The organism is Xanthomonas protegens (genome assembly GCF_038442435.1).
GTDB lineage: Bacteria > Pseudomonadota > Gammaproteobacteria > Xanthomonadales > Xanthomonadaceae > Xanthomonas_A > Xanthomonas_A sontii.
Genome location: NZ_JAQJCQ010000013.1, coordinates 18,308 through 39,158 on the forward strand (window position 1 = coordinate 18,308; position 20,851 = coordinate 39,158).

The following is a 20,851-nucleotide window of genomic DNA, read 5'->3' on the forward strand; positions in this document are numbered from 1 at the left end:
TCCTGTGAGTCGTGGGCAGGCGGGCGACGCTCAGTCGCCGCTGGCCTGGCGCTGCAGGATGGAGCTGAACTCTTCGGAGAAGGTCTCGAAGCGCACGGCCAGGCGCTCGACCCGGGTGGTGAAGCGGTTGTAGGCCCACACCGCCGGGATCGCGACGAACAGGCCGATGGCGGTGGCGAACAGCGCCTCGGAGATGCCCGGCGCGACCGCGGCGATGCCCGCCTGCTGGCCGCTGTTGATCATGTCGTGCATGGTCACCATGATGCCGAACACGGTGCCGACCAGGCCCACGTAGGGCGCGGTGGAGCCGATGTTGGCGAGCAGTTCCAGGTTGCGTTCCAGGCGGTCGACCTCGCGCGCGTAGGTGGCGCGCATCGCCCGCTGCGCGCCTTCCAGCTGGATGCGCGCATCGAGCCGGCGCTTGTCGCGCAGGCGGGTGAATTCGCGGAACCCGGCCTCGAAGATCGCCTCCAGGCCGCCGACCACGCGGTTGCGGTCGGTGGCGCCGGCGTAGAGCTTGCTCAGGTCGGTGCCGGACCAGAAGCGGTTCTCGAAGTCGTCGGCCTCGCGGTTGGCGTCCTTGAACACCTTGCCCTTGCGGAAGATGATGACCCAGCTGATCAGCGAGCCGAGCAGCAGCAGCAGCACGATCACCTTGACCGGCAGGCTGGCCTTGACCATCAGGTCCAGGTAGTTGATGCCGCCGTGGGCGGCGGTGTTGGCGACGGCCTGGGTGGCGGTCTGGGTCACGTCCTGCGGCAGCGCCTCCACCACCGTGTCCTGCAGGGCCAGGAGCAATGCGATCATCCGTCGTTCCTCAGTAATTCGGCTTCAGTGATTTCAAGAAGTTTCAATGCATCGTGCAGCGCGTCGTCCATGCCGCGCGGGCGGAAGCTGCCGGCGCTGAGCGCGGCCACCCGCACCTGCGCGCGCAACAGCAGTTCCCCGTCGTCGCGGCGGATCGACTGCGCGAACACCAGGCTGGCGCGCTTGCACTGCGACAGCGCGACGCCGACCTGCAGGGAATCGTCCAGGCGCGCCGGGCGCAGGAAGTCGAGCTGCATCGCGCGCACCGCGAACACCAGATCGTGTTGCAGGCGCAGACGCTCCTGACCATACCCCAGCGCCCGCAACCACTCCGTGCGCGCCCGCTCCAGGAAGGCCACGTAGCGCGCGTGGTAGACCACGCCACCGGCGTCGGTATCTTCCCAGTAGACGCGTGTCGGCCAACTGAATAGACGCGGGGATTGGGCATTGGGGATTGGGGATTCGCCGGACGGCGGTGTGTTCGGATCGATAGCGGTCAAAACAGCGCTCCTGTATCCCCAATCCCCATTCCCGAATCCCGCTTGGGCTGCAGGCCCAAGTGCAGATAGGCCTTGTTGGTCGCCATGCGGCCGCGGGCGGTGCGGATCAGGTAGCCCTGCTGGATCAGGTAGGGCTCGATCACGTCCTCCAGGGTGCCGCGTTCCTCCGACAGCGAGGCGGCCAGCGACTCGACGCCGACCGGGCCGCCGTCGAAGTACTCGATGATGGTGCGCAGCATGCGCCGGTCCAGCTCGTCGAAGCCCTCGGCATCGACCTTGAGCATCTGCGTGGCAGCCTGTGCCACCGCCAGGTCGATCTGCCCGCCGGCGCGGACCTGGGCGAAGTCGCGGACCCGCCGCAGCAGGCGGTTGGCGATGCGCGGGGTGCCGCGCGCGCGGCGCGCGATCTCGGCGCAGCCGTCTGCGTTGCAGGCGATGCCGAGGATGCTGGCGGAGCGGCGCACGATCTGCGCCAGCTCGTCGGGGGTGTAAAAGGCCAGGCGCTGGACGATGCCGAAGCGGTCGCGCAAGGGCGCGGTCAGCAGGCCGGCACGGGTGGTGGCGCCGATCAGGGTGAACGGCGGCAGGTCGATCTTGATCGAGCGCGCAGCCGGGCCCTCGCCGATCATGATGTCGATCTGGAAGTCTTCCATCGCCGGATACAGCACTTCCTCGACCACCGGCGACAGGCGGTGGATCTCGTCGATGAACAGCACGTCGTGCGGCTGCAGGTTGGTCAGCAGCGCGGCCAGGTCGCCGGCCTTCTCGATCACCGGGCCGGAGGTGACCCGCAGATTGACCCCCAGCTCGTTGGCGATGACGTGGCTGAGCGTGGTCTTGCCCAGGCCCGGCGGCCCGAAGATCAGCACATGGTCCATCGCCTCCCCGCGCGCCTTGGCCGCCTCGATGTAGATCGACAGCTGCTCGCGCACCGGCTGCTGGCCGAGATAGTCGTCCAGCCGCTTGGGGCGGATGCTGGCCTCGGCCGCGTCATCCTCGCGGGTGGCGCTGCTGGCGATGATGCGGTCCATTTAGAGCCGGGAGTGGGGAATGGGGATTCGGGATTGGTAGCGCAATAGTATCGGCTGTGGGACGGTCTCGGCGCCATGGCCTTGACCAATCCCGAATCCCGACTCCCCAATCCCGGCCGCCGCAGGCGGCCTCAGATCTCCACCTGCGCGCCCAGTTCCACCAGGCGATTGCCGGGGATGCGGAAGAAACCGGTGGCGGGGGCGGCGTTGCGGTGCATGACCGCGAACAGCTTGTCGCGCCAGATCGGCATGCCGCGGTTGGCGCTGGCCACGATGGTCTCGCGGCTGGCGAAATAGGTGGTGTCCATCGGGTCGAAGTAGATCCCGCCCTGATCGCAGGAGCGCATCAGCGCCAGCGGCACGTCCGGGGTCTCCATGAAGCCGAAGCGCACGTAGACCCGGTAGAACTCGTCGCCGATCGCGTCGATCTTCAAGCGCTGCCCGGCCGCCGCGTACGGCACCTGCAGGGTTTCGACGGTCAGGAACACGTTGCGCTCGTGCAGCACCTTGTTGTGCTTGAGGTTGTGCATCAGCGCATGCGGCACCACCATCGGGTCGGCGGTCAGGAACACCGCGGTGCCGGGCACGCGCACCGGCGGTGCCAGCATCAGCCCGGGCAGGAAGGTGTCGAGCTTGATGCCGTCCTTGCGGATCTCGTCGTGCAGCAGCTTGCGGCCGCGGCGCCATGTGCGCATCAGGGTGAACAGGATCAGGCCCAGCAGCAGCGGGAACCAGGCGCCGTCCAGGAACTTGATGATGTTGGCGTAGAAGAACGCGCAGTCCACGGCCAGGAAGACCAGGGCGAACAGCCACAGCAGCGGCGCCGGCACGCGCGGGTTGGCGCGCGCGTAGATGACCATCAGCACGGTGGTGATCAGCATGGTGCCGGTGACCGAGACGCCGTAGGCGGTGGCCAGCGAGGTGGAGTCGCCGAAGCCGATCACCGCCACCACCACCAGCGCCAGCAGGCACCAGTTCACCGCCGGCACGTAGATCTGGCCGATGGTGGAGTGCGAGGTGTGGCGGATGTGCATGCGCGGGATGTAGCCCAGCTGCATGGCCTGGCTGGCCACCGAGTAGGCGCCGGTGATCAGCGCCTGCGAGGCGATCACCGTGGCCGCGGTGGCCAGCACGATCATCGGGTACAGCGCCCACTCCGGCACCGCCTCGTAGAACGGGTTGCTGACCGCGGCCGGGTCGCGCAGCACCAGCGCGCCCTGCCCCAGGTAGGTCAGGGTCAGCATCGGCAGCACCACGCACTGCCACGAGCGGCGGATCGCCTTGGCGCCGAAATGGCCCATGTCCGCGTACAGCGCCTCGCCGCCGGTCACCGCCAGCACCACGGCGCCGAGCACGAACACCGCGTGCCAGTTGTGTTCGGCGAAGAAGCGCACGCCCCACCACGGGTTCAGCGCGTGCAGCACTTCCGGCGCGCGCGTCATGTTGTAGACGCCGATCGCGCCCAGGGCCACGAACCAGACCAGGGTGATCGGGCCGAACGCCTTGCCCACCCGTTCGGTGCCGTAGCGCTGGGCCATGAACAGCATGCCCAGCACCACCAGGGTGATCGGCACCACGAACGGTTCCAGCTTGGGCGCGGCCACCTCCAGGCCTTCCACCGCCGACAGCACCGAGATGGCCGGGGTGATCACGCCGTCACCGAAGAACAGCGAGGCGCCGAAGATGCCGAGGATGCCGACCACGTACATCGAGCGCGAGCCGCCCGGCAGGGTGCGCTGGGCCAGCGCGGTCAGCGCCATGATGCCGCCCTCGCCGTCGTTGTCGGCGCGCATGATCACGGTGACGTACTTGACCGTGACCACCAGCATCAGCGCCCAGAACACCAGCGACAGGATGCCCAGCACGGTGTCGTGGTCCGGGGTCAGCCCGTAGTGCGGCGAGAACGCTTCCTTGAGCGTGTACAGCGGACTGGTGCCGATGTCGCCGAAGACCACGCCGATGGCGGTCAGCATCACCCCAAAGCCCGTCTTGGCGTGCGGATCGTGGCTGCCCGGGCGGGCGGCGGAACTGGAGGAGCTGGACATGGTGGGAAGAGTAGCGCCAGAACGTGAAGAAAGAGCGGGGAGCCGAGCCGACCCGAGGTCAGCGCAGCGCCGCCTGCAGGGCCTTGCGGATCACCGTGGCGACCTCGTCGCCGTCGGCGGCGGCGTCGCGCGCCATCTTCGCCGCCTCGGCCGGCTTGTAGCCGAGCTGCTGCAGCGCCACCGTGGCCTCGGAGACCGCGTCGGTGCCCAGTTGTCCGGTGATCGGCGCACCACCGCTGAAGTCGGCCGCACGGTCGCGCAGTTCCACCACCATGCGCTCGGCGGTCTTCTTGCCGATGCCGGGGATGCGGGTCAGCGCGGTGACGTCGGCGGCGGTGATCAGCCGCGCGAACTCGTCGACGCTGACCCCGGACAGCACCGCCAGCGCGATCTTCGCGCCGATGCCGCTGACCCGCTGCACGTCGCGGAACAACCGCCGCTCGCCCTCGCGCAGGAAGCCGTACAGCGACACGCTGTCCTCCTTCTGCGCATAGTGGGTGAACAGGATCACGTCGCGGCCGACATCGGGCAGGTCGTAGAAGGTGCTCATCGGCGCCTCCAGCTCATAGCCCACCCCGCCCACGTCGATCACCAGCCACGGCGGCTGCTTGTAGGCCAGGATCCCGCGCAGACGGCCGATCATGGGGCGCCTCCCTGGAGGCGCCGGGATTGGGGATTGGGGATTGGGGATTCGCCAAAGCGGGGCCGGCGCGCATGCGCCCGGCTGTTGCCAATCGCCAATCCCCACTCCCGAATCCCAGCTACACTCATTTTCTACTCCACGCCTGCTGCGTGCTGACGCCCAGGCGCTGCGCGGTGGCGCGCACGTGGGCATGGGTGATGGCGACGGCCAGTGCGTCGGCGGCGTCGGCCTGAAGTTTGCCGGTCAGGCTCAGCATGAGACCGACCATGTGTTGCACCTGCTGCTTCTCCGCCGCGCCCTTGCCGACCACGGCGAGCTTGATCTCCTTGGCGGCGTACTCGTGCACCGGCAACTCGCGCAGCACCGCCGCGCAGATCGCCGCGCCGCGGGCATGGCCGAGCTTCAGTGCCGCGTCGGCGCTCTTGCCCATGAACACGCGTTCGATCGCCACTTCCTGCGGCCGGTATTCCTCGATCAGCGCATCCAGCCCGTGCAACAGGCGCTTGAGCCGCAGCGCGAAGTCGCCCTCGCCCAGCAGCACCAGCGGCGCGTGGTGCACGTGCCGGGTACGGCCGGCCGCGTCCACGTCGATGATGCCCACGCCGGTGCGCTGCGAGCCGGGGTCGATGCCGAGGATGCGCGTAGTGCCGGGATTGGGGAGTGGGGATTGGGGATTGGCAACAGCCGTGCGTGTCCTGGCAGCGTTGCCCGAGACAACCACCGCCGTCGGCAATGCCTCCGGCACCGGCACGACGCCGTTCCGGGTTCCGGGTCTTGGGCCCCGGGCCCCGGGTTTCATGGTCTCAGCCCCCGTCACTCAGCGCGGCCTGGTCGACGTTGGAATAGACGTTCTGCACGTCGTCCAGGTCTTCCAGCATGTCCAGCAGCTTGCGCACCTGCACCGCGGTGTCGCCGTCCACGGCGATGTCGTTGTCGGCGCGGAAGGTGATTTCGGCATGGTCGGCGGCCAGACCGGCCGCATCCATGGCGTCCTTGACCGCCTGGAACGCCTCCGGCGCGGTCAGCACGTCGATCGCGCCGTCCTCGGGGTAGACCACGATGTCGTCGGCACCGGCCTCGATCGCAACCTCGGTGATCTTCTCCTCGTCGGCGCCGGCGGCGAAGCTGAGCACGCCCAGGCGCTTGAACATGAAGGCCACCGAGCCGTCGGTGCCCATGTTGCCGCCGCACTTGCTGAAGGCATGGCGCACGTCGGCCACGGTGCGCACGCGGTTGTCGGTCAGGCAGTCGACGATCACCGCCACCCCGCCCGGGGCGTAGCCCTCGTAGCGCACTTCCTCGTACTCCACGCCTTCCAGTTCGCCGGTGGCCTTCTTGATCGCGCGCTCGATCACGTCCTTGGACATGTTCGAGGCCAGCCCCTTGTCCATCGCCACGCGCAGCCGCGGATTGTTGGACGGATCGCCGCCGCCAGCGCGCGCGGCGACGCCGATCTCGCGGATGATCTTGGTGAAAATCTTGCCGCGCTTCGCATCGGATGCGTTCTTGCGGGCTTCGATCGAGGGGCCTCTACCCATGGGGCGTTCCGGACAGTTGTAAGGACAAGACGCGGATTTTACCTGATGCCGCGCACATCCCGCGGCCTGGCCGCGCCGACGACCGACCGCGCGTGCGACCGGCGCATGCCGCCCGTTCCCCGGCCGGCGCCCACTCCAGCGCGCGCCGACCAGTGCTGCCGGTCGAACCTTGGCGGACTGTCTACCCATGCGCGCCACATCGCTGCCAGAACTGTCACGCCCCACCTGGAGGCTGAACGCGTAAGTCGCGCCCGCTTTCCATCGCACCGAAAGGAGATCCGTCATGTCCCGCACCACCCCCGCCCCGTTCCTTTCTCTGGCCCTGCGCTGCCTGGGCCTGCTCGCGCTTGCCGCCCCGGGCCTGGCCAGCGCCCAGACCGACGCCTTCAGAGGCCGCTACAGCGCCGGCCTCACCACCTACTCGATCAGCGGCCAGGAACCCCGCGCGACGGGCAAGTACCCGGTCTACGTGCATATCGGTGGCACCGGCGAGAACTACCAGAGCAACTGGGCGATGGCCGCGGTGAATGCCGCCGCGGCCAAGGGCTTCGTGGCGGCCTCGGTGGAGTACGACAACGCCAGCTTCGGCAGCTGCGGCGTCATCGGCAACCGCGCCAAGGCCATCTTCGACGCGCAGAACATCAACAGCGCCATCGCCCAGCTCTGCGCCCGCGACAAGGCCGATTGCTCCAAGGGCGTGGTGACCGGCGGGCTCAGCCAGGGCTCGATCATCTCGGTGCTGGCACACGACTACGATCCCCGGGTCGCCGCCTCGTTCGGCCAAGGCACCGGTGCGACCTACACCGCCTACTACAACCTGGCCTCCTGCATCGCCGACGGCAACCACAGCCTGCCGTCCGATCGCCTGCGCATCATCAACGGCGAACGCGACATGTTCGTCGGCGGCACCGAAAACATCGCCCGCACGCAGGCGCAACTGGTCACCGGCCTGCGCTGCGACGGGCAGCAGTCGTGCTTCCGCAGCAACGGCAGCGGCTGGTACGTCGTCAAGGACCGGGAAGTGCAGGACCTCTACGCCGACCACTGCTTCATGGGCTTCGGCGGGTATCCCGGCACCCAGTGCACGGGCGTCCTGGTCGACGGCAATTACCGCAGCGGCACCGCCGCCTGGGCGCTCAACCCCACGCTGGACTGGCTGAAGACCTTCGTGACGCCCTGAGCGACGGCATCGCCCCGTGCCGGCGCCGTCGTGGCATGTACCGCGACGCGGCGCCGGCCGCCGCCACCGGACGATCGATGTTGGTGGCCGGCTCAGGCGGCGAAGCGGCCGTCGCGCAGGAAGGCGGCGGTCTGCCGCGCGGCCTGCGCCGAGAACAGCAGGCCGCTGTGGCTGGCGCGGACCTGGCAGTGATCGCCCAGGCCAGGCACGCGGGTCTCGGCCAGCGCCACGCTGCCGTCGGAGTGCGGCCCCAGCGCGACGAAGCGCGCGCCCAGCCCGCGCGCCACGGTGCCGGCGATCATGCCGACCTCGGCCAGGCCGCTCCAGCGCGCCACGCCCTGCTGCAACAGTGCCGCGCTGCGGCCCAGCGCCACGCCCAGCCGCCGCTGCGCCAGGCGCGCGCGGCGGCACTGCCCGCCAAGGGGCTGCCCAGGCAGACCACCCGGGTCACCGGCAACGAGGGCGCCTGCTGCAAGGCCTGCAGCGCGATCAAGCCGCCGAGGCTATGCCCGACCAGGGCCACCGGACCGGTCGCGGCCAGGCGCTCGATGCGCGCGTGCAGCCGCGGCAACGCGGCCTCGGCGCCGCCGAAGGCGGTCGAATAACCAAAGCTGGCGACCCGCCAGCCCGCGCGGCGCAGGCGCAATGCCAGCGGCAGCAGCCACGGCCGCGCGTTCCAGATGCCGTGCAGCAACAGCACCTGCGGCGCGGTGGCCATGGGCGCCTCAACCGCAAGTGGTGCGAACGATGTGATTGCTGCCATCCAGGAACACGTTGAGCCGGTCCAGGCGCAGGTCGCGGGTCACCGCCTGACCGGGCGCGATCGGCCGCACCACGCCGGCGCCGCTCTCCTTCCAGACCCGGCTCATGGTCGCCTGGGTGGCTTCCTGGCCCACCGCCCAGGCCACCGCCTCGACATTGCAGCGGCCATCGCCCTGCACGCTTGGCCCGGCGCTGGCCGGCTGCAACGACGCCGGCGGCGCGCACGCGGCCAGCAGCGGCAACACGGCGGCGATTCCCATCCACGGTCGGAACATGGTGCGCTCTCCTGCAGACTGAACAGGCCTGCACTCTAGCGCGCCCTCGTTGCCGCGATGTGGACGCGGCGGGACCCAGCGCCAGGCGTCAGGTCGCGCGCGGCGGCCGGCGCAGGATGAATTCCAGATCGCGCACCTGCCCCACCGGGAATTCGTAGGTGCCGACCTTCTCGAAGCCGTAGCGCGCGTAGAAACGCTGCGCACCGAGGTTCTCCGACCACACGCCGACCCACAGCGTGCGCGGGCCGTCGCGTTCCAGCCAGGCCAGGGCGGTCTCGAACAACCGCGCGCCCCAGCCGCCGTTCTGGTGCGCACGCAGCAGGTACAGGCGCTTCAGTTCGCCGTCGCCGGGACGCACCTCGGCGTGCGGCAGGCCACAGGGGCCGGCCGCGGCGTGCCCGACCACGGCGCCGTCGTGCTCGACCAGCCAGATCGCGTAGTCCGGATGCGCCAGCACGACCTGGGCGCGCTCCAGCGAATAGGCCTCCTCGAGGAAGGCCTGCAGGTCCTGCGCGGGATACAGATGGCCGAAGGTTTCGCTGAAAGTGGCCGTGGCGATGCGGGTCACCGCCGCGGCATCGTCCGGCGTGGCGCGACGGATCAGCACGGCTCAGCGCGCCGGGTGCGCCGCGTCGGCGTCGGCGTCGGCATCGGCCTCTTCGCCGTCGTCCTCGTCCTCGCCTTCTTCCTCGTCCTCTTCTTCCTCGTCGTCTTCCTCGTACTCGTAATCGTCCTCGCCGAAGTCCTCGCCGTCCCAACGGCCCTCCGGATCCGGCACGAACGCCAGCGGCGCGTTGGCGCCGCTGCCGGCGCGCACCAGCCAGCCGCCGAACACGCGCGCGCGCTGGGTGACGATGGCCTCCACTGCGCCCTCGTTGCCGAGGGTTTCCCACTCCAGATTGAATGCGGTCTCGCTCATGTGTCGGCCTGCGCTACGGTTGGAAGAAAGGGATCACTGCGCCTGCGGACGCACCTGCACGTGCACTTCGGCCAGCTGTGCGTCGGCGATCGGCGACGGCGCGTCGGTCATCAGGTCCTGCGCGCCGGTGGTCTTGGGGAACGGAATGACGTCGCGGATCGACTCGGTGCCGGCCATCAGCGCGGCGATGCGGTCGATGCCGAAGGCGATGCCGCCGTGCGGCGGCGCGCCGTAGTTCAGCGCATCCAGCAGGAAGCCGAACTTGGCGCGCGCTTCCTCGGCGCCGATGCCCAGCAGTTCGAACACCGCGCTCTGCATGTCCGGGCGGTGGATACGGATGGAACCGCCGCCGATCTCGTTGCCGTTGAGCACCATGTCGTAGCCGCGCGACACCGCGGTCTTGGCGTGCGTGCGCAGTTCGGCGATGTCGTCCACCGCCGGCGCGGTGAACGGGTGATGCAGGGCCACGTAGCGCTGCGCCTCCTCGTCCCACTCGAACATCGGGAAGTCGGTGACCCACAGCGGCCGCCAGCCGTCGGCGACCAGGTTGAAGTCCTTGCCGGCCTTCAGGCGCAGCGCGCCCATGAAGTCGGAGACCTTGCCGTAGGCGCCGGCGCCGAAGAACAAGATGTCGCCGTTCGAAGCTGAGGTCGCGGACAAGATCGCATTGATTTGCTGATTAGTTAGGAATTTAACGATCGGCCCATCAACGTCATGCTCCAGCTCGACTCCACCAAATTTTCCATCAGCGAGATTCTTGACCCTCATATAGGCCAGGCCCTTGGCGCCGTACTTGGCGGCGTGCGCGGCGTACTCGTCGATCTGCTTGCGCGAGAGGCTGGCGCCGCCGGGAATGCGCAGCGCGGCGACGCGGCCGTCGGGATCGGCGGCCGCGGCACTGAACACCGCGAAGTCGCTGTCCTTGACCAGCTCGGCCACGTCGGTCAGTTCCAGGGCGATGCGCAGGTCCGGCTTGTCCGAGCCGTAGCGGCGCATGGCCTCGGCCCAGGTCATGCGCGGGAATTCGGCGGCCAGCTCGACGTCGACCACCTCCTTGAAGATGGCGCGGACCATGGCTTCGACGAAGTCCTGCACGTCGCGCTCGCGCACGAAGGCGAACTCCATGTCGAGCTGGGTGAACTCGAGCTGGCGGTCGGCGCGCAGCGCCTCGTCGCGGAAGCAGCGCGCGATCTGGTAGTAACGGTCGAAGCCGGCCACCATCAGGATCTGCTTGAACAGCTGCGGCGACTGCGGCAGCGCGTAGAACTCGCCCGGGTGCATGCGCGCCGGCACCAGGAAGTCGCGCGCGCCTTCCGGGGTGGCCTTGGTCAGGATCGGCGTCTCGATGTCCTGGAAGCCGCGCTCGTCCAGGTAGCGGCGCAGCGCCTGCACCAGCTTGATGCGGGTGCGCTGCATGCGCTGCATCTCCGGGCGGCGCAGGTCCAGATACCGGTACTTCAGGCGGGTTTCCTCGCCCGGGTTCTCGTGCGCGTGGAACGGCAGCGGCGCGGCCTTGTTGAGCACGGTGATGGCGGTGGCGATCACCTCGACCTTGCCGCTGCGCAGCTTGTCGTTGACCGCATGCCGCGCGCGCACCACACCCTCGACCTGCAGCACGTCCTCGTAGCCGAGGCTGGCGGCGACCTTGAACACCTCCGCGTTCTCCGGCTCCACCATCACCTGCACGATGCCTTCGTGGTCGCGCAGGTCGATGAAGCACACGCCGCCGAGGTTGCGGGCCACGTCGGTCCAGCCGGCCAGGGTGACGGTTTGGCCGATCAGGGTCTCGTCGACCAGGCCGCAGAAGTGGGTACGCATCGCTAGCTCCAAACAGGGGGCGCCCGGCGCAGAAGGCGCCGGTAAGCCCGGTATTCTGCGGCGGCGCGTCGGCCCGGGCAAATCGCGCATGACTCATCCTGGCTTAAGTTGGCCTGCGGCTATAGTCCGCGCACCATTCACGGGGAGGAGAGAACCCATGTTGAAGCACCTTGGTGGCTGCCTGGTGATCGCCGCGCTGGCCCTGTCCAGCGCCCCGGCCGCGGCCCAGAGCGCCCGCGCCTACGCGCCGCAGGACCTGCGGCAACTGTCGGTCCCCGGCCGGGTCCGGGTGATCGAGCGCGAGTACGCCGACCAGTCGCGCGGCCGGCAGATTCCCGACGACCAGCTCGAGTTCTACCTGGACCAGATTGACCGCGGCTGGGGCTTCGGCAACATCCAGCAGGACATCGCCACCTCGCTGCGCGGCAGCGGCGGCGGCTGGCGGCAGGAACCGGGCTTCGACGGCCGCACCGTCGCCTGCTCCAGCAACGACCGCCGCCGCCAGCAATGCGCAACGCCATTCCGCGGGCCTGCGCGACTGGTCGGCACCCTGTCCGCCTCGCCCTGCATCGAAGGCCGCACCTGGGGCTCGGCGCCCGGCGTGGTGTGGGTGGACCAGGGCTGCCGTGGCCGCTTCGTCGAAGGTCGCGGCAATTGGGGCGGCAACTGGGGCGACGGCGGCGGCAGTGGCGGCGTGGCCGGCACCGTACGCTGCGAGAGCCAGGACCAGCGCCAGCGCGTGTGCCCGACCGGCTGGCGCAACGCCATGCTGGTGCGGCAGTTGTCGGACACCCGCTGCATCGAGGGCCGCACCTGGGGCTCGCGCGATGGCGCGGTATGGGTCGACGACGGTTGTCGCGGCGAGTTCGCCCAGGGCCGCGGCGGCGGTGGCTGGGGGCCGGGCCGGCCGCCGCTGGACAGCGGCTACACGGTGACCTGCAGCAGCGACGACAAGCGCCTGCGCACCTGCGCCTGGGACCGCCGCCAGGGCCGCCCTGAACTGATCGAACAGCTGTCCGGCACCACCTGCGCGGAAGGCCGCACCTGGGGCTACGAAGGCAATACGGTGTGGGTCAACGGCGGCTGCCGGGCGCGCTTCGGGGCGCGCTGAGCCAAGGCGACGGGCCGCGTGGCGTGCCGCGCGGCCCGATGCATGGCGTGATACGTCGAGTTTGGGGCGGCGCCTGCCCCTTTTTGGATTGACCGCGACCGGGCAAGACCGGGTCGCGGCTGAAGCCGCTCCTACGAGAGGCCGCGGGCTTGGCGCGGCCTGGCGAGACTCAGGTCGCCGCAGGCTTGGCCGCGGCAGGCGCTGCGGCAGGCGTGGCCGCCGCAGCGGGCTTGGCCGGCGCATCGGACGTCGCCGCGGCGGCCGCGGGCTTGCTGTCCCCGCTGCTGGCCTTACTCCCCGACTCGGCCAGGTTGCGCTTCTTGTCGCCGTCCTTCTTGAAGTCGGTCTCGTACCAGCCGCTGCCCGACAGGCGGAACGCCGGCGCGGTGAGCTGGCGCTTGACCGCCGGGGCGGCGCAGGACGGGCAGGTCTCGGGATCCGGATCGGACAGTTTCTGCAGGCGGTCGAAGCTGTGACCGCACGCGGCACATTGGAAAGCGTAGATCGGCATGGCGGCAAAAACGCGAGAGCAACGGAGGCGGCCAGTATGGGGGCCGCACGCCGGCTTTCAAGCGTTCCCGCTCATGCCGGCCCGGGCTGGGGCCGCGGCGCGGTCTCCGGCGCATCCACCGGCGAGGTCGGTGCGGGCGCCACCGGTGCCTCGGCGACCGGCTCATCCGGCGCCGTCGGTACCTGCGCCGACGCGGGATCTGCCGGCGCGGCCGGTGCCGCCTCCAGCGGGCTGACGTCGAACGGCATCCGCAGCAGCAGCGCCGGCAGCAACGTGGTCAGGGCCGCGTACAGCAGCAGCGCGCCGAACAGAGCGTCGGCGATGGCGAAGCGGTCGCGCAGGATGCCGGCCAGCACCAGGGTGAAGATCAACGTCGGCGACAGCGCCAGCGACACCCGCAGGCTGCTGCGCGCGCCCTCGCCGAACAGCACCCGCCGCTGCAGCCAGAGGATGCCGATGCGCAGCGGCAGCACGCAGGCGGTCAGGGCCAGGCCCAGACCCAGCGCCTGCAGGCTCAAGGCCCCGCTCGGCACCTTGGTGCCGGCGTTGAAGAAGTAGAACGGCACGAAGAACGAGGCGAACAGGCGCACCGCCTGCAGGTTCTCATCGGAGGCCAGCAGCGGCATGCGCTGGCGCAGCAGCCGCGCCACCAGCCCGGCGATGAACGCACCGACCAGGTAGTACACGCCCAGCGAATAGGTGATGTAGGCGGCGATCAGGCCGACCATCACCAGCAGCGAGAACTCCGAGCCCGGCGCCTGCGGCGCCACCCAGCGCCCCAGGGCCACGAACAGCAGCGGCAGGCCGACCAGCATCGCCAGCAGCGCCAGGCTGGACAGGCCCATCTGCCAGGGATCGCCGGCCTGCAGGATCACGAACAGCGCCGCCAGCGCCAGCAGTTCGCCGGCGATGGCCTTGCTGGTGACCCAGAAGCGCTCTTCTTCGTCCAGCCCCAGCCGCCCCAGCGACTCGATGATGAAACCGGTGGACGGGGTCAGCAGGGCCAGCGCCAGCAATCCGGCCGCCTGCCACGACAGCCCGGCGTAGCGCCAGGCCAGCCAGCCCACGCCGAACAGGGTGCCGCCGCGCACCACCAGGTGCAGCAGCAGCGGCCACAGCCCGCGACGCAGCGCCTTCGGGTCCACTTCCAGGCCGGCGAACAGGAACAGCGAGGAGATGCCGAGCGTGGCCAGCAGGGTCACCACCGGGTCGTGCGCGCGCGGCCCCATCGCCAGCATCGCGATGATGCCGAACAGCAGGCAGGTCAGCGGCGCGGGCATCTTGAAACGCTGCAGCGCGCGCGGGATCACCAGCAGGGCGAAGATCAGCAGCAGGTAGATCAGTTCGTGGCTCATCGGGCAGGAAATTCCAGGGCGGTCCCGCCGGCGGCGGCAGCGGCGATGATGCCGGGTCGGCTGTGTGGTGCGCCATCACGGCGGGCGCCAGCCGCGGTCGCGCGCCCCGTGCGGCACTGGCGCGACGTGGCGCGACCAAGCAAGGACATCGCCTCGCTGCGACGGAACCCTCGCCCATGCCGGCACACGTGCCCGACACGGATCCCGACCGCGCTGCGCACGCAGTGATCTCGCTGAAGGCAATTCCGGCGGCCGACCGTCCAAGCTCCGGGGGGCGCACGCCAACGCCCCTCCCGGAAAGCGACGGAGGCCGCCGCGACCGCCTCGGCGGCGCGCGGCCCCTGCTGCGGGCGCGCACCGGAGCATCGCGCCAGGCATCTTTCATGCCGATTTACGCACGATGCATGGATTCGCAAGATCGCGGTCACACGCACGAAACCGCTCGATCGGACCATGAGCGCCCCTCAAGCAAGCCGCGCACCCGATGACCGTTTCGGCACATTTCCGCACCCCCGCCCGCACCCTGCTGGCCCTGTCGCTGGCCACCAGCATCGCCTGCGCCCATGCCGCCGAGGCCAGCGACGGCGCCGACGGCACCGCACCGGCCGACGGCAGCGACCGCGTCTCGACCCTGGACCAGGTGCAGGTGCTCGGCCAGGCCACCACCTACGCCAAGATCAACGTCAGCAAGGAAGCGCTGGACCGCCAGTTCGCGATGAGCAGCGTCAACGACGCGCTCAACGAACTGCCCGGCGTGATCGCCACCGAGGCCGATGCGTTCGGCTCCTCCGACTGGGGCACGCAGATCAGCATGCGCGGCTTCGTCACCAATCGCGACGACCAGCAGATCGGCACCACCATCGACGGCGTGCCCAACGGCGGCTCGGCCTACGGCGGCGGCTCCAAGGCCAACCGCTTCATCGACACGCTGGACCTGGAGACGGTGGAGGTCAGCCAGGGCACCGCCGACATCGCCTCGCGCTCCAACGAAGCGCTGGGCGGCACCCTCAACTTCCTCACCAGCGAGCCGCTGGAGCAGCAGCGCGTGCGCATGGCCTTCGGCATCGGCGACAACCAGGCGCGCAAGTACTACGCCCGCTACGACAGCGGCGACCTCGGCGGCACCCGCGCCTGGGTCAGCGGCTCGCACGCCAGCAACGACGACTGGATCGACGGCAGCGGCCACACCACCCGCGACCATCTGGCCGGCAAGTTCGTCAGCGACCTCGGCGCGTGGACGCTCAGCGGCTACCTGTCCTACGACGACGCCAACGAATCGGAGTACAGCAGCGTCACTCCGGCACAGTTCGCCACCGACCCGGACCACGACCTGCTCACCGGCACGCTCACCGGCATCCCCTACTACGACCAGAACTACCGCTCCGGCTCGCGCGCGCTGCGCAAGAACACCTTCGGCTACCTGCGCGGCCTGTTCGACGGCGGCAACGGCTTCAAGGCCACGCTGACCGGCTATGCGCACCGCATGCAGGGCCGCGGCGACTGGATCCCGCCCTATCTGGTGGACGTCACCAACGACGGTGCCGGGCGTCCCGAGTCCGAATACACCGGCGGCCACACCGTGTACGGCGGCAGCGCCCTGGGCAAGCTCTACTTCGTCACCCCGGGCGGCGCGGCGGCGAGCATGCTGCCCGGTTGCGCCGACACCGCGACCCTGCCGGCCGAGTCCAACCCGGCCTGCTACCCGGCCGGCTCGCTGCCGGTGCAGTCCTACCGCCACAGCCACTACGACAACCAGCGCGGCGGCGTCACCGCCGACGTGGAATGGGCGCAGGACTTCGGCGGGCTGCACAACACGGTGCGCGGCGGCCTGTGGCTGGAACGCTACGACCGCAGCGTCACCCGCGACTGGCACCGCCTGCTCAACGTCGGCACCAATATCGCCTTCGACCACGTGCCGTACTGGGTGCAGTTCAAGGACGACTACCGCACCGACGAGCAGATGTATTACGCCGAGGACGTGATGCGCTACGGCGACTTCGCCTGGCGCGTGGGCGTCAAGCAGTTCTTCGTCGACCAGACCCGTGACCGCCGCATCGGCGACGCCGCGCACATCGAATCGGATTCGCACTCCGATCCGCTGTTCTCCGCCGGCCTGACCTGGACCACGCCGCTCAAGGGCGTGGAAGCCTTCGCCGGCTTCTCGCAGAACTTCGCCGCGATTCCCTCCGGCGTGCTCGGCGAGACCGATCCGCTGGTGCTGAGCAAGGTCAAGCCGGAAACCGCCGACAACATCGAGGTCGGCCTGCGCATGAGCCGCTGGCCGCTGACCGGCAGCATCACCCTGTACGACATCCGCTTCGACAACCGCATCGTCTACGTGCCGGCCAACTTCGTCACCGGCATCGACTACCTGGGCGAGACCGACGGCGTCTACGAGAACTTCGGCGGCGTGCACGCGCGCGGCGTGGAGCTGGCACTGGGCTACGCCTGGGACAACGGCTGGCGGCTCAACGGCGCCTACACCTACAACAAGGCGACCTACCTGGGCAGCGGCAACGCCGCGCGCGACCAGGCGCTGGAGATCGCACCGGGCTCGCAGGTGATCGGCCAGCCGCGGCAGACCCTGGTGCTGTCGGCCGACTGGCAGGGCCAGCGCTGGCACGGCGGCCTGTCCGGCCGCTACCTGGGCCGGCGCTACCTAGACGCAGCCAACAGCGCGGCGCTGGATGCGGTGACCACCTTCGACGCCAATCTCGGCATCGCCCTGGGCGGACTGAGCCCGCAGTTGCAGCAGGCCAGGCTGGACCTGGTGATCAGCAACCTCACCGACAAGCGCTACCTCAACGGCGTGGACGGCAGCGACAGCGCCTTCATCGCGCCGCCGCGCACCGTCGGCCTGACCTTCATGGTCGACCTGTAACCGGCGCCGTGGCAGTCTCGCGGCGGCGGCCGATCCCGGCTGCCGCCGCTTTGCGTTTCCCTGGACCGACATGACCGACCTGACCCGCCGCCGGCTGCTCCGCGCCGGCCTCACCGCCAGCGCCGCCGGACTGCTGCCGCCGAGCATCGCCCGTGCCGCGGCGATCGCCCCGGACGTGCGCAGCGGCACCCTCGACGACCTGCAGCACGTGGTGATCCTGATGCAGGAGAACCGCGCCTTCGATCATTACTTCGGCAGCCTGGCCGGCGTGCGCGGCTTCGGCGACCGCTTCCCGATCCCCGCCCCGCCGCTGCCCGGCACCGCACCGCGCACGGTGTGGCTGCAGCCCAGCGCCGACGGCAGCCGCCACCTGGCGCCGTTCCCGCTGCGCACCGCGCGCGACTTCGCCACCATGCGCGTGCAGGGCACCCCGCATACCTGGCCGAACGCGCAGCAGGCCTGGGACCACGGCCGCATGGGCCGGTGGCCGGCGGCCAAGCGCGACCACGCGCTGGCCCACTACGAACGCGACGACCTGCCGTTCCAGTTCGCCCTGGCCGAGGCCTTCACCGTCTGCGACGCCTACCACTGCGCGATCCAGGCCGGCACCAATCCCAACCGCGTGTTCCTGTGGACCGGGCAGAACGATCCGCATGCGCGCGCCGGCGGCCCGGTCATCGCCAATTCGCACGACAACTTCCCGGAACTGGGCGGCGATCCGGACGACTACCGCTGGCCCAGCTACGTCGAGGCGCTGCAACAGGCCGGCGTGTCGTGGCAGATCTACCAGGACATGGCCGACAACTTCACCGACAACCCGCTGGCCGGCTTCGCGCCGTTCCGCGCGGCCTGGCGCGGTGCGCCCGGGCACGATACGCAACTGCGCGCGCGCGGCGTCTCCAGCCGCAGCCTGGCGCAGTTGCGCGAGGACGTGCTGGCCGCACGGCTGCCATCGGTGAGCTTCATCATCGCCGACGCCGCCGGCAGCGAGCATCCCGATCCGTCCAGCCCGGCACAGGGCGCGGCCTACACCGCGCGCGTGCTCGACGCGCTGACTGCCGACCCCAAGGTGTGGGCGCGCACCGCGCTGCTGCTGATGTTCGACGAGAACGACGGCTTCTTCGACCACGTGCCGCCGCCGGCGCCGCCCTCGCCCGACCCGTCGGCGGCCGGCGGCTGGGCCGGCGCCTCCAGCGTCGACACCGACGGCGAATACCACCTGCATCCGGCGCCGGGCGACGCCAAGGCCGATCCGCCGGAATTGCGCGGGCGTCCCTATGGCCTGGGCCCGCGCGTACCGCTGTACGTGATCTCGCCGTGGAGCCGCGGCGGCTGGGTCGATTCGCAGGTCTACGACCACACCTCGGTGCTGCGCCTGCTGGAGCGCCGCTTCGGCGTCGCCGCCGCCGGCCTGACCCCGTGGCGCCGCGCGGTCTGCGGCGATCTTCTGGACGCCTTCGACTTCCGCCAGGCCGACACCCGCCCGTTCGTCGCCGACCTGCCGGACGTGCGCGAGGCGGCTGCGCGCGCCGCGGCGTTGCACGATCACGCAGTGCCACCGCTGCCGGCGCAGCTGCAGGCACCGCGCCAGGCGTTCGGCGTGCGCCGCGCACGCGCCTTGCCGTATCGGCCGACAGTGCAGATGCAGTACGTGCTCGAGCGCGGCGAGGTGCAGTTGCGCATGACCAACACCGGCGCAGCGACCGTGCTGCACGTCTACGACCGCTACCTCCTCGACGCGATCCCACGTCGCTACACGGTGGGCACCGGCGCGACCCTGGACGGCGCCTGGACCACCTACGACGGCAGCTACGACCTGTGGCTGCTCGGCCCCAACGGCTTCCACCGCCACTACCGCGGCGACCTGAGCGCCCCGCTGCTGCAGGCCGACATCGCCCAGGACCCGGACGACGCACAGGCGCTGTGCCTGGTCCTGCGCAATCCCGGCACCGCCCCGCTCGGCGTGTCCCTGGAACCGGCCGCCTATGCACAGGCGCAACCGCGCCAACGGGTGACGCTGGCGCCCGGCGCCGAGCAGCGCATGCGCTGGAGCGCCAAGCCGAGCGGCGGCTGGTACGACCTGTGGCTGGTCCAGGACAACGCCCGCCAGCGCCTGGCCGGCCGCGTGGAAACCGGCAAGCCCGGCATCAGCGACCCGGCGATGGGCGGGCCGGCGCGGCTGTATCAGGAGAGCCCGCCCGACTATCAAGGCCCCGGACCCGTCTGAGGCGGGTGGGATTCGGGAGTCGGGAGTCGGGAGTCGGGATTCGCAAGAGCAGCACCTGCACGCTGATGCGTTTCCGCCAATTCCGAATAGCGCGACCTAAGCCCGACTCGCACGGATGCCGCTTTTACGAATCCCTAATCCCCACTCCCTAATCACGGCTCACAAGCACCCCGAGCGTCCGCAGCCAGGTCTCGACCAGTTGCGGCCATTGCGCGATCGGCAGGTTCTTGGCGCGCAGGCCGAAGGCATGGCCGCCCTTGGCGTAGATATGCATTTCCGTCGGCACGTCGGCATGGTTGAGCGCGACGTAGTACGCCAGCACTTGGGAGACGCCGTCCACGTAGTCGTCCTGCGCCTGCAGCAGGAAGGTCGGTGGGGTGTCGGCGACGACGTGGATGTCCGGACGCAACGCCAGATCGGTGGGATTGCGGGTGTCGGCGTCCTCGTCTTCGTGCACCCACAGATGGCCCGGGTACACGGCGATGGCGAAGTCCGGGCGGCAGCTGACGCGATCGGCGGCATCCACCAGCGGATAGGTGCGCTGGGCGAAGTGCGTGCTCACCGCCGCCACCAGGTGGCCGCCGGCGGAAAAGCCCATCACCCCGATCTTGTGCGGGTCCACGCCCCAGGTGGCGGCCTGCCGGCGCACCAGGCCCAGCGTGCGCTGCGCGTCCTGCAGCGCGGTCTGCACCTTGGGGTAGTAGCGCCGGTCGTTGACCCAGGTCGGCCCGGAGTTCGGCACGCGGTACTTCAACAGCACGCAGGTGATGCCGCGCGAGACCAGCCAGTCGCAGATCTCCGTGCCCTCCAGGTCCATCGCCAGCATCTGGTAGCCGCCGCCGGGAAACACCACCACCGCGGCGCCGGTGTTGTGGCCCTGCGCCGGGTACACGGTCATGGTCGGCCGGCTGACGTTGTCGATCCTGGCCCCGGGTCCAGCCGTTTCCGGCTTCGGATGCGGCAAGGCATCCGGCACCGCGCCGGGCCAGATCGGCACCTGCACATGGCCGGGCGAGGGCTCCCACACCCGCGCCTGCGCGGCGTGGGCGAACAGACCGAGGGCGATGGCCAACGAACAGCACACGAATCGACGCATGGGACGCTCCGAACAGGATGGGGAATGGAAGGGACCACAGGACGGCCGCGACGGCTGTGGCCGTTGGGTGCAACGCAGGCGATCGCATGCGGCATCGGCACGTGGCGTCGCCGCTGCTCGCGAGCAGCGTCTCGTACGCATGGCTGCTGTTC

At 70.1% G+C, this 20,851-nt stretch carries 20 protein-coding genes; 4 read left to right on the forward strand and 16 right to left on the reverse strand.

Translation table 11 applies throughout. The annotated features are described in order from the left end of the window. Window positions 1-30: 30 nt before the first annotated feature. From tolQ to PIQ37_RS15075, 7 genes are all read right to left on the reverse strand, one after another. Entirely contained in the window at window positions 31-807 is a 777-nt protein-coding gene (tolQ, locus tag PIQ37_RS15045; RefSeq protein ID WP_043091800.1) for a protein TolQ, read from the reverse strand. Continuing rightward, window positions 804-1,307 (reverse strand): tol-pal system-associated acyl-CoA thioesterase, encoded by a 504-nt coding sequence (ybgC, locus tag PIQ37_RS15050; RefSeq protein ID WP_342074058.1) that lies wholly within the window; start codon window positions 1,305-1,307, stop codon window positions 804-806. The genes tolQ and ybgC overlap by 4 nt, the downstream gene beginning before the upstream one ends. Continuing rightward, on the reverse strand, window positions 1,304-2,338 hold the full coding sequence (ruvB, locus tag PIQ37_RS15055; protein ID WP_342074059.1) for a Holliday junction branch migration DNA helicase RuvB: 1,035 nt from the start codon (window positions 2,336-2,338) through the stop codon (window positions 1,304-1,306). The genes ybgC and ruvB overlap by 4 nt, the downstream gene beginning before the upstream one ends. Window positions 2,339-2,469: 131 nt before the next feature. Beyond that, a complete protein-coding gene (locus PIQ37_RS15060; protein ID WP_017907445.1) occupies window positions 2,470-4,383 on the reverse strand; it encodes a potassium transporter Kup in 1,914 nt (637 codons plus the stop codon). Between the two features lie 58 nt (window positions 4,384-4,441). Then, a complete protein-coding gene (ruvA, locus tag PIQ37_RS15065) occupies window positions 4,442-5,026 on the reverse strand; it encodes a Holliday junction branch migration protein RuvA (RefSeq protein WP_017907444.1) in 585 nt (194 codons plus the stop codon). A gap of 124 nt (window positions 5,027-5,150) precedes the next feature. Continuing rightward, complete coding sequence (ruvC, locus tag PIQ37_RS15070; protein WP_081613235.1) at window positions 5,151-5,663, reverse strand: crossover junction endodeoxyribonuclease RuvC; 513 nt, start codon at window positions 5,661-5,663, stop codon at window positions 5,151-5,153. A gap of 166 nt (window positions 5,664-5,829) precedes the next feature. Beyond that, entirely contained in the window at window positions 5,830-6,564 is a 735-nt protein-coding gene (locus PIQ37_RS15075) for a YebC/PmpR family DNA-binding transcriptional regulator (RefSeq protein ID WP_209229715.1), read from the reverse strand. A 283-nt stretch (window positions 6,565-6,847) separates the two neighbouring features. Between PIQ37_RS15075 and PIQ37_RS15080 the strand changes: the two genes are divergently transcribed. Continuing rightward, window positions 6,848-7,744 carry a hypothetical protein gene (locus PIQ37_RS15080; RefSeq protein WP_342074060.1) on the forward strand — a complete coding sequence of 299 codons (897 nt, stop codon included), beginning with the start codon at window positions 6,848-6,850 and terminating at the stop codon, window positions 7,742-7,744. Between the two features lie 92 nt (window positions 7,745-7,836). Here PIQ37_RS15080 and PIQ37_RS20685 read toward each other — a convergent pair whose 3' ends face one another. The 6 genes from PIQ37_RS20685 to aspS all read right to left on the reverse strand — a co-directional run bounded on the left by PIQ37_RS20685 (window position 7,837) and on the right by aspS (window position 11,518). Next, on the reverse strand, window positions 7,837-8,079 hold the full coding sequence (locus PIQ37_RS20685) for a hypothetical protein (RefSeq protein ID WP_407136759.1): 243 nt from the start codon (window positions 8,077-8,079) through the stop codon (window positions 7,837-7,839). Beyond that, window positions 8,043-8,462 carry an esterase/lipase family protein gene (locus tag PIQ37_RS15085; protein ID WP_407136760.1) on the reverse strand — a complete coding sequence of 140 codons (420 nt, stop codon included), beginning with the start codon at window positions 8,460-8,462 and terminating at the stop codon, window positions 8,043-8,045. Before PIQ37_RS15085 ends, PIQ37_RS20685 begins: the two co-directional genes overlap by 37 nt. Before the next feature lie 7 nt (window positions 8,463-8,469). Then, window positions 8,470-8,781, reverse strand: a complete 312-nt coding sequence (locus tag PIQ37_RS15090; protein WP_342074061.1) for an I78 family peptidase inhibitor — start codon at window positions 8,779-8,781, stop codon at window positions 8,470-8,472. 88 nt (window positions 8,782-8,869) lie between these two features. Continuing rightward, window positions 8,870-9,388 (reverse strand): GNAT family N-acetyltransferase, encoded by a 519-nt coding sequence (locus PIQ37_RS15095; protein WP_342074062.1) that lies wholly within the window; start codon window positions 9,386-9,388, stop codon window positions 8,870-8,872. A gap of 3 nt (window positions 9,389-9,391) precedes the next feature. Beyond that, complete coding sequence (locus PIQ37_RS15100) at window positions 9,392-9,700, reverse strand: DNA primase (RefSeq protein ID WP_342074063.1); 309 nt, start codon at window positions 9,698-9,700, stop codon at window positions 9,392-9,394. A gap of 33 nt (window positions 9,701-9,733) precedes the next feature. Next, window positions 9,734-11,518, reverse strand: a complete 1,785-nt coding sequence (aspS, locus tag PIQ37_RS15105; protein ID WP_342074064.1) for an aspartate--tRNA ligase — start codon at window positions 11,516-11,518, stop codon at window positions 9,734-9,736. A gap of 157 nt (window positions 11,519-11,675) precedes the next feature. Between aspS and PIQ37_RS15110 the strand changes: the two genes are divergently transcribed. Continuing rightward, window positions 11,676-12,629 carry a DUF3011 domain-containing protein gene (locus tag PIQ37_RS15110; protein WP_342074065.1) on the forward strand — a complete coding sequence of 318 codons (954 nt, stop codon included), beginning with the start codon at window positions 11,676-11,678 and terminating at the stop codon, window positions 12,627-12,629. Between the two features lie 169 nt (window positions 12,630-12,798). Here the strand turns inward: PIQ37_RS15110 and PIQ37_RS15115 are convergent, their stop codons facing one another. Next, window positions 12,799-13,140 carry an FmdB family zinc ribbon protein gene (locus PIQ37_RS15115; protein WP_342074066.1) on the reverse strand — a complete coding sequence of 114 codons (342 nt, stop codon included), beginning with the start codon at window positions 13,138-13,140 and terminating at the stop codon, window positions 12,799-12,801. Between the two features lie 71 nt (window positions 13,141-13,211). Then, on the reverse strand, window positions 13,212-14,495 hold the full coding sequence (locus PIQ37_RS15120) for a cation:proton antiporter (RefSeq protein WP_342074067.1): 1,284 nt from the start codon (window positions 14,493-14,495) through the stop codon (window positions 13,212-13,214). Between the two features lie 484 nt (window positions 14,496-14,979). On the opposite strand from PIQ37_RS15120, the gene PIQ37_RS15125 reads away from it, so the two are divergent. Together PIQ37_RS15125 and PIQ37_RS15130 are read left to right on the forward strand one after the other, a co-directional pair. Beyond that, window positions 14,980-17,376: a TonB-dependent receptor gene (locus PIQ37_RS15125; protein WP_342074068.1), complete on the forward strand. Its 2,397-nt coding sequence runs from the start codon at window positions 14,980-14,982 to the stop codon at window positions 17,374-17,376. 70 nt (window positions 17,377-17,446) lie between these two features. Then, a complete protein-coding gene (locus PIQ37_RS15130) occupies window positions 17,447-19,603 on the forward strand; it encodes a phosphocholine-specific phospholipase C (protein WP_342074069.1) in 2,157 nt (718 codons plus the stop codon). 148 nt (window positions 19,604-19,751) lie between these two features. On the opposite strand, the gene PIQ37_RS15135 is transcribed toward PIQ37_RS15130, so the two are convergent. Beyond that, a complete protein-coding gene (locus tag PIQ37_RS15135; protein WP_342074138.1) occupies window positions 19,752-20,675 on the reverse strand; it encodes an alpha/beta hydrolase in 924 nt (307 codons plus the stop codon). Between the last annotated feature and the right edge of the window lie 176 nt (window positions 20,676-20,851).

Excerpts from the sequence above, each read along its gene's own strand:
- tolQ (WP_043091800.1), bottom strand. The coding sequence starts at position 807 with ATGATCGCATTGCTCCTGGCCCTGCAGGACACGGTGGTGGAGGCGCTG.
- ruvB (WP_342074059.1), bottom strand. The coding sequence starts at position 2,338 with ATGGACCGCATCATCGCCAGCAGCGCCACCCGCGAGGATGACGCGGCC.
- PIQ37_RS15060 (WP_017907445.1), bottom strand. The coding sequence starts at position 4,383 with ATGTCCAGCTCCTCCAGTTCCGCCGCCCGCCCGGGCAGCCACGATCCG.
- ruvA (WP_017907444.1), bottom strand. The coding sequence starts at position 5,026 with ATGATCGGCCGTCTGCGCGGGATCCTGGCCTACAAGCAGCCGCCGTGG.
- PIQ37_RS15075 (WP_209229715.1), bottom strand. The coding sequence starts at position 6,564 with ATGGGTAGAGGCCCCTCGATCGAAGCCCGCAAGAACGCATCCGATGCG.
- PIQ37_RS15080 (WP_342074060.1), top strand. The coding sequence starts at position 6,848 with ATGTCCCGCACCACCCCCGCCCCGTTCCTTTCTCTGGCCCTGCGCTGC.
- PIQ37_RS15085 (WP_407136760.1), bottom strand. The coding sequence starts at position 8,462 with ATGGCCACCGCGCCGCAGGTGCTGTTGCTGCACGGCATCTGGAACGCG.
- PIQ37_RS15090 (WP_342074061.1), bottom strand. The coding sequence starts at position 8,781 with ATGTTCCGACCGTGGATGGGAATCGCCGCCGTGTTGCCGCTGCTGGCC.
- PIQ37_RS15100 (WP_342074063.1), bottom strand. The coding sequence starts at position 9,700 with ATGAGCGAGACCGCATTCAATCTGGAGTGGGAAACCCTCGGCAACGAG.
- aspS (WP_342074064.1), bottom strand. The coding sequence starts at position 11,518 with ATGCGTACCCACTTCTGCGGCCTGGTCGACGAGACCCTGATCGGCCAA.
- PIQ37_RS15110 (WP_342074065.1), top strand. The coding sequence starts at position 11,676 with ATGTTGAAGCACCTTGGTGGCTGCCTGGTGATCGCCGCGCTGGCCCTG.
- PIQ37_RS15115 (WP_342074066.1), bottom strand. The coding sequence starts at position 13,140 with ATGCCGATCTACGCTTTCCAATGTGCCGCGTGCGGTCACAGCTTCGAC.
- PIQ37_RS15120 (WP_342074067.1), bottom strand. The coding sequence starts at position 14,495 with ATGAGCCACGAACTGATCTACCTGCTGCTGATCTTCGCCCTGCTGGTG.
- PIQ37_RS15125 (WP_342074068.1), top strand. The coding sequence starts at position 14,980 with ATGACCGTTTCGGCACATTTCCGCACCCCCGCCCGCACCCTGCTGGCC.
- PIQ37_RS15130 (WP_342074069.1), top strand. The coding sequence starts at position 17,447 with ATGACCGACCTGACCCGCCGCCGGCTGCTCCGCGCCGGCCTCACCGCC.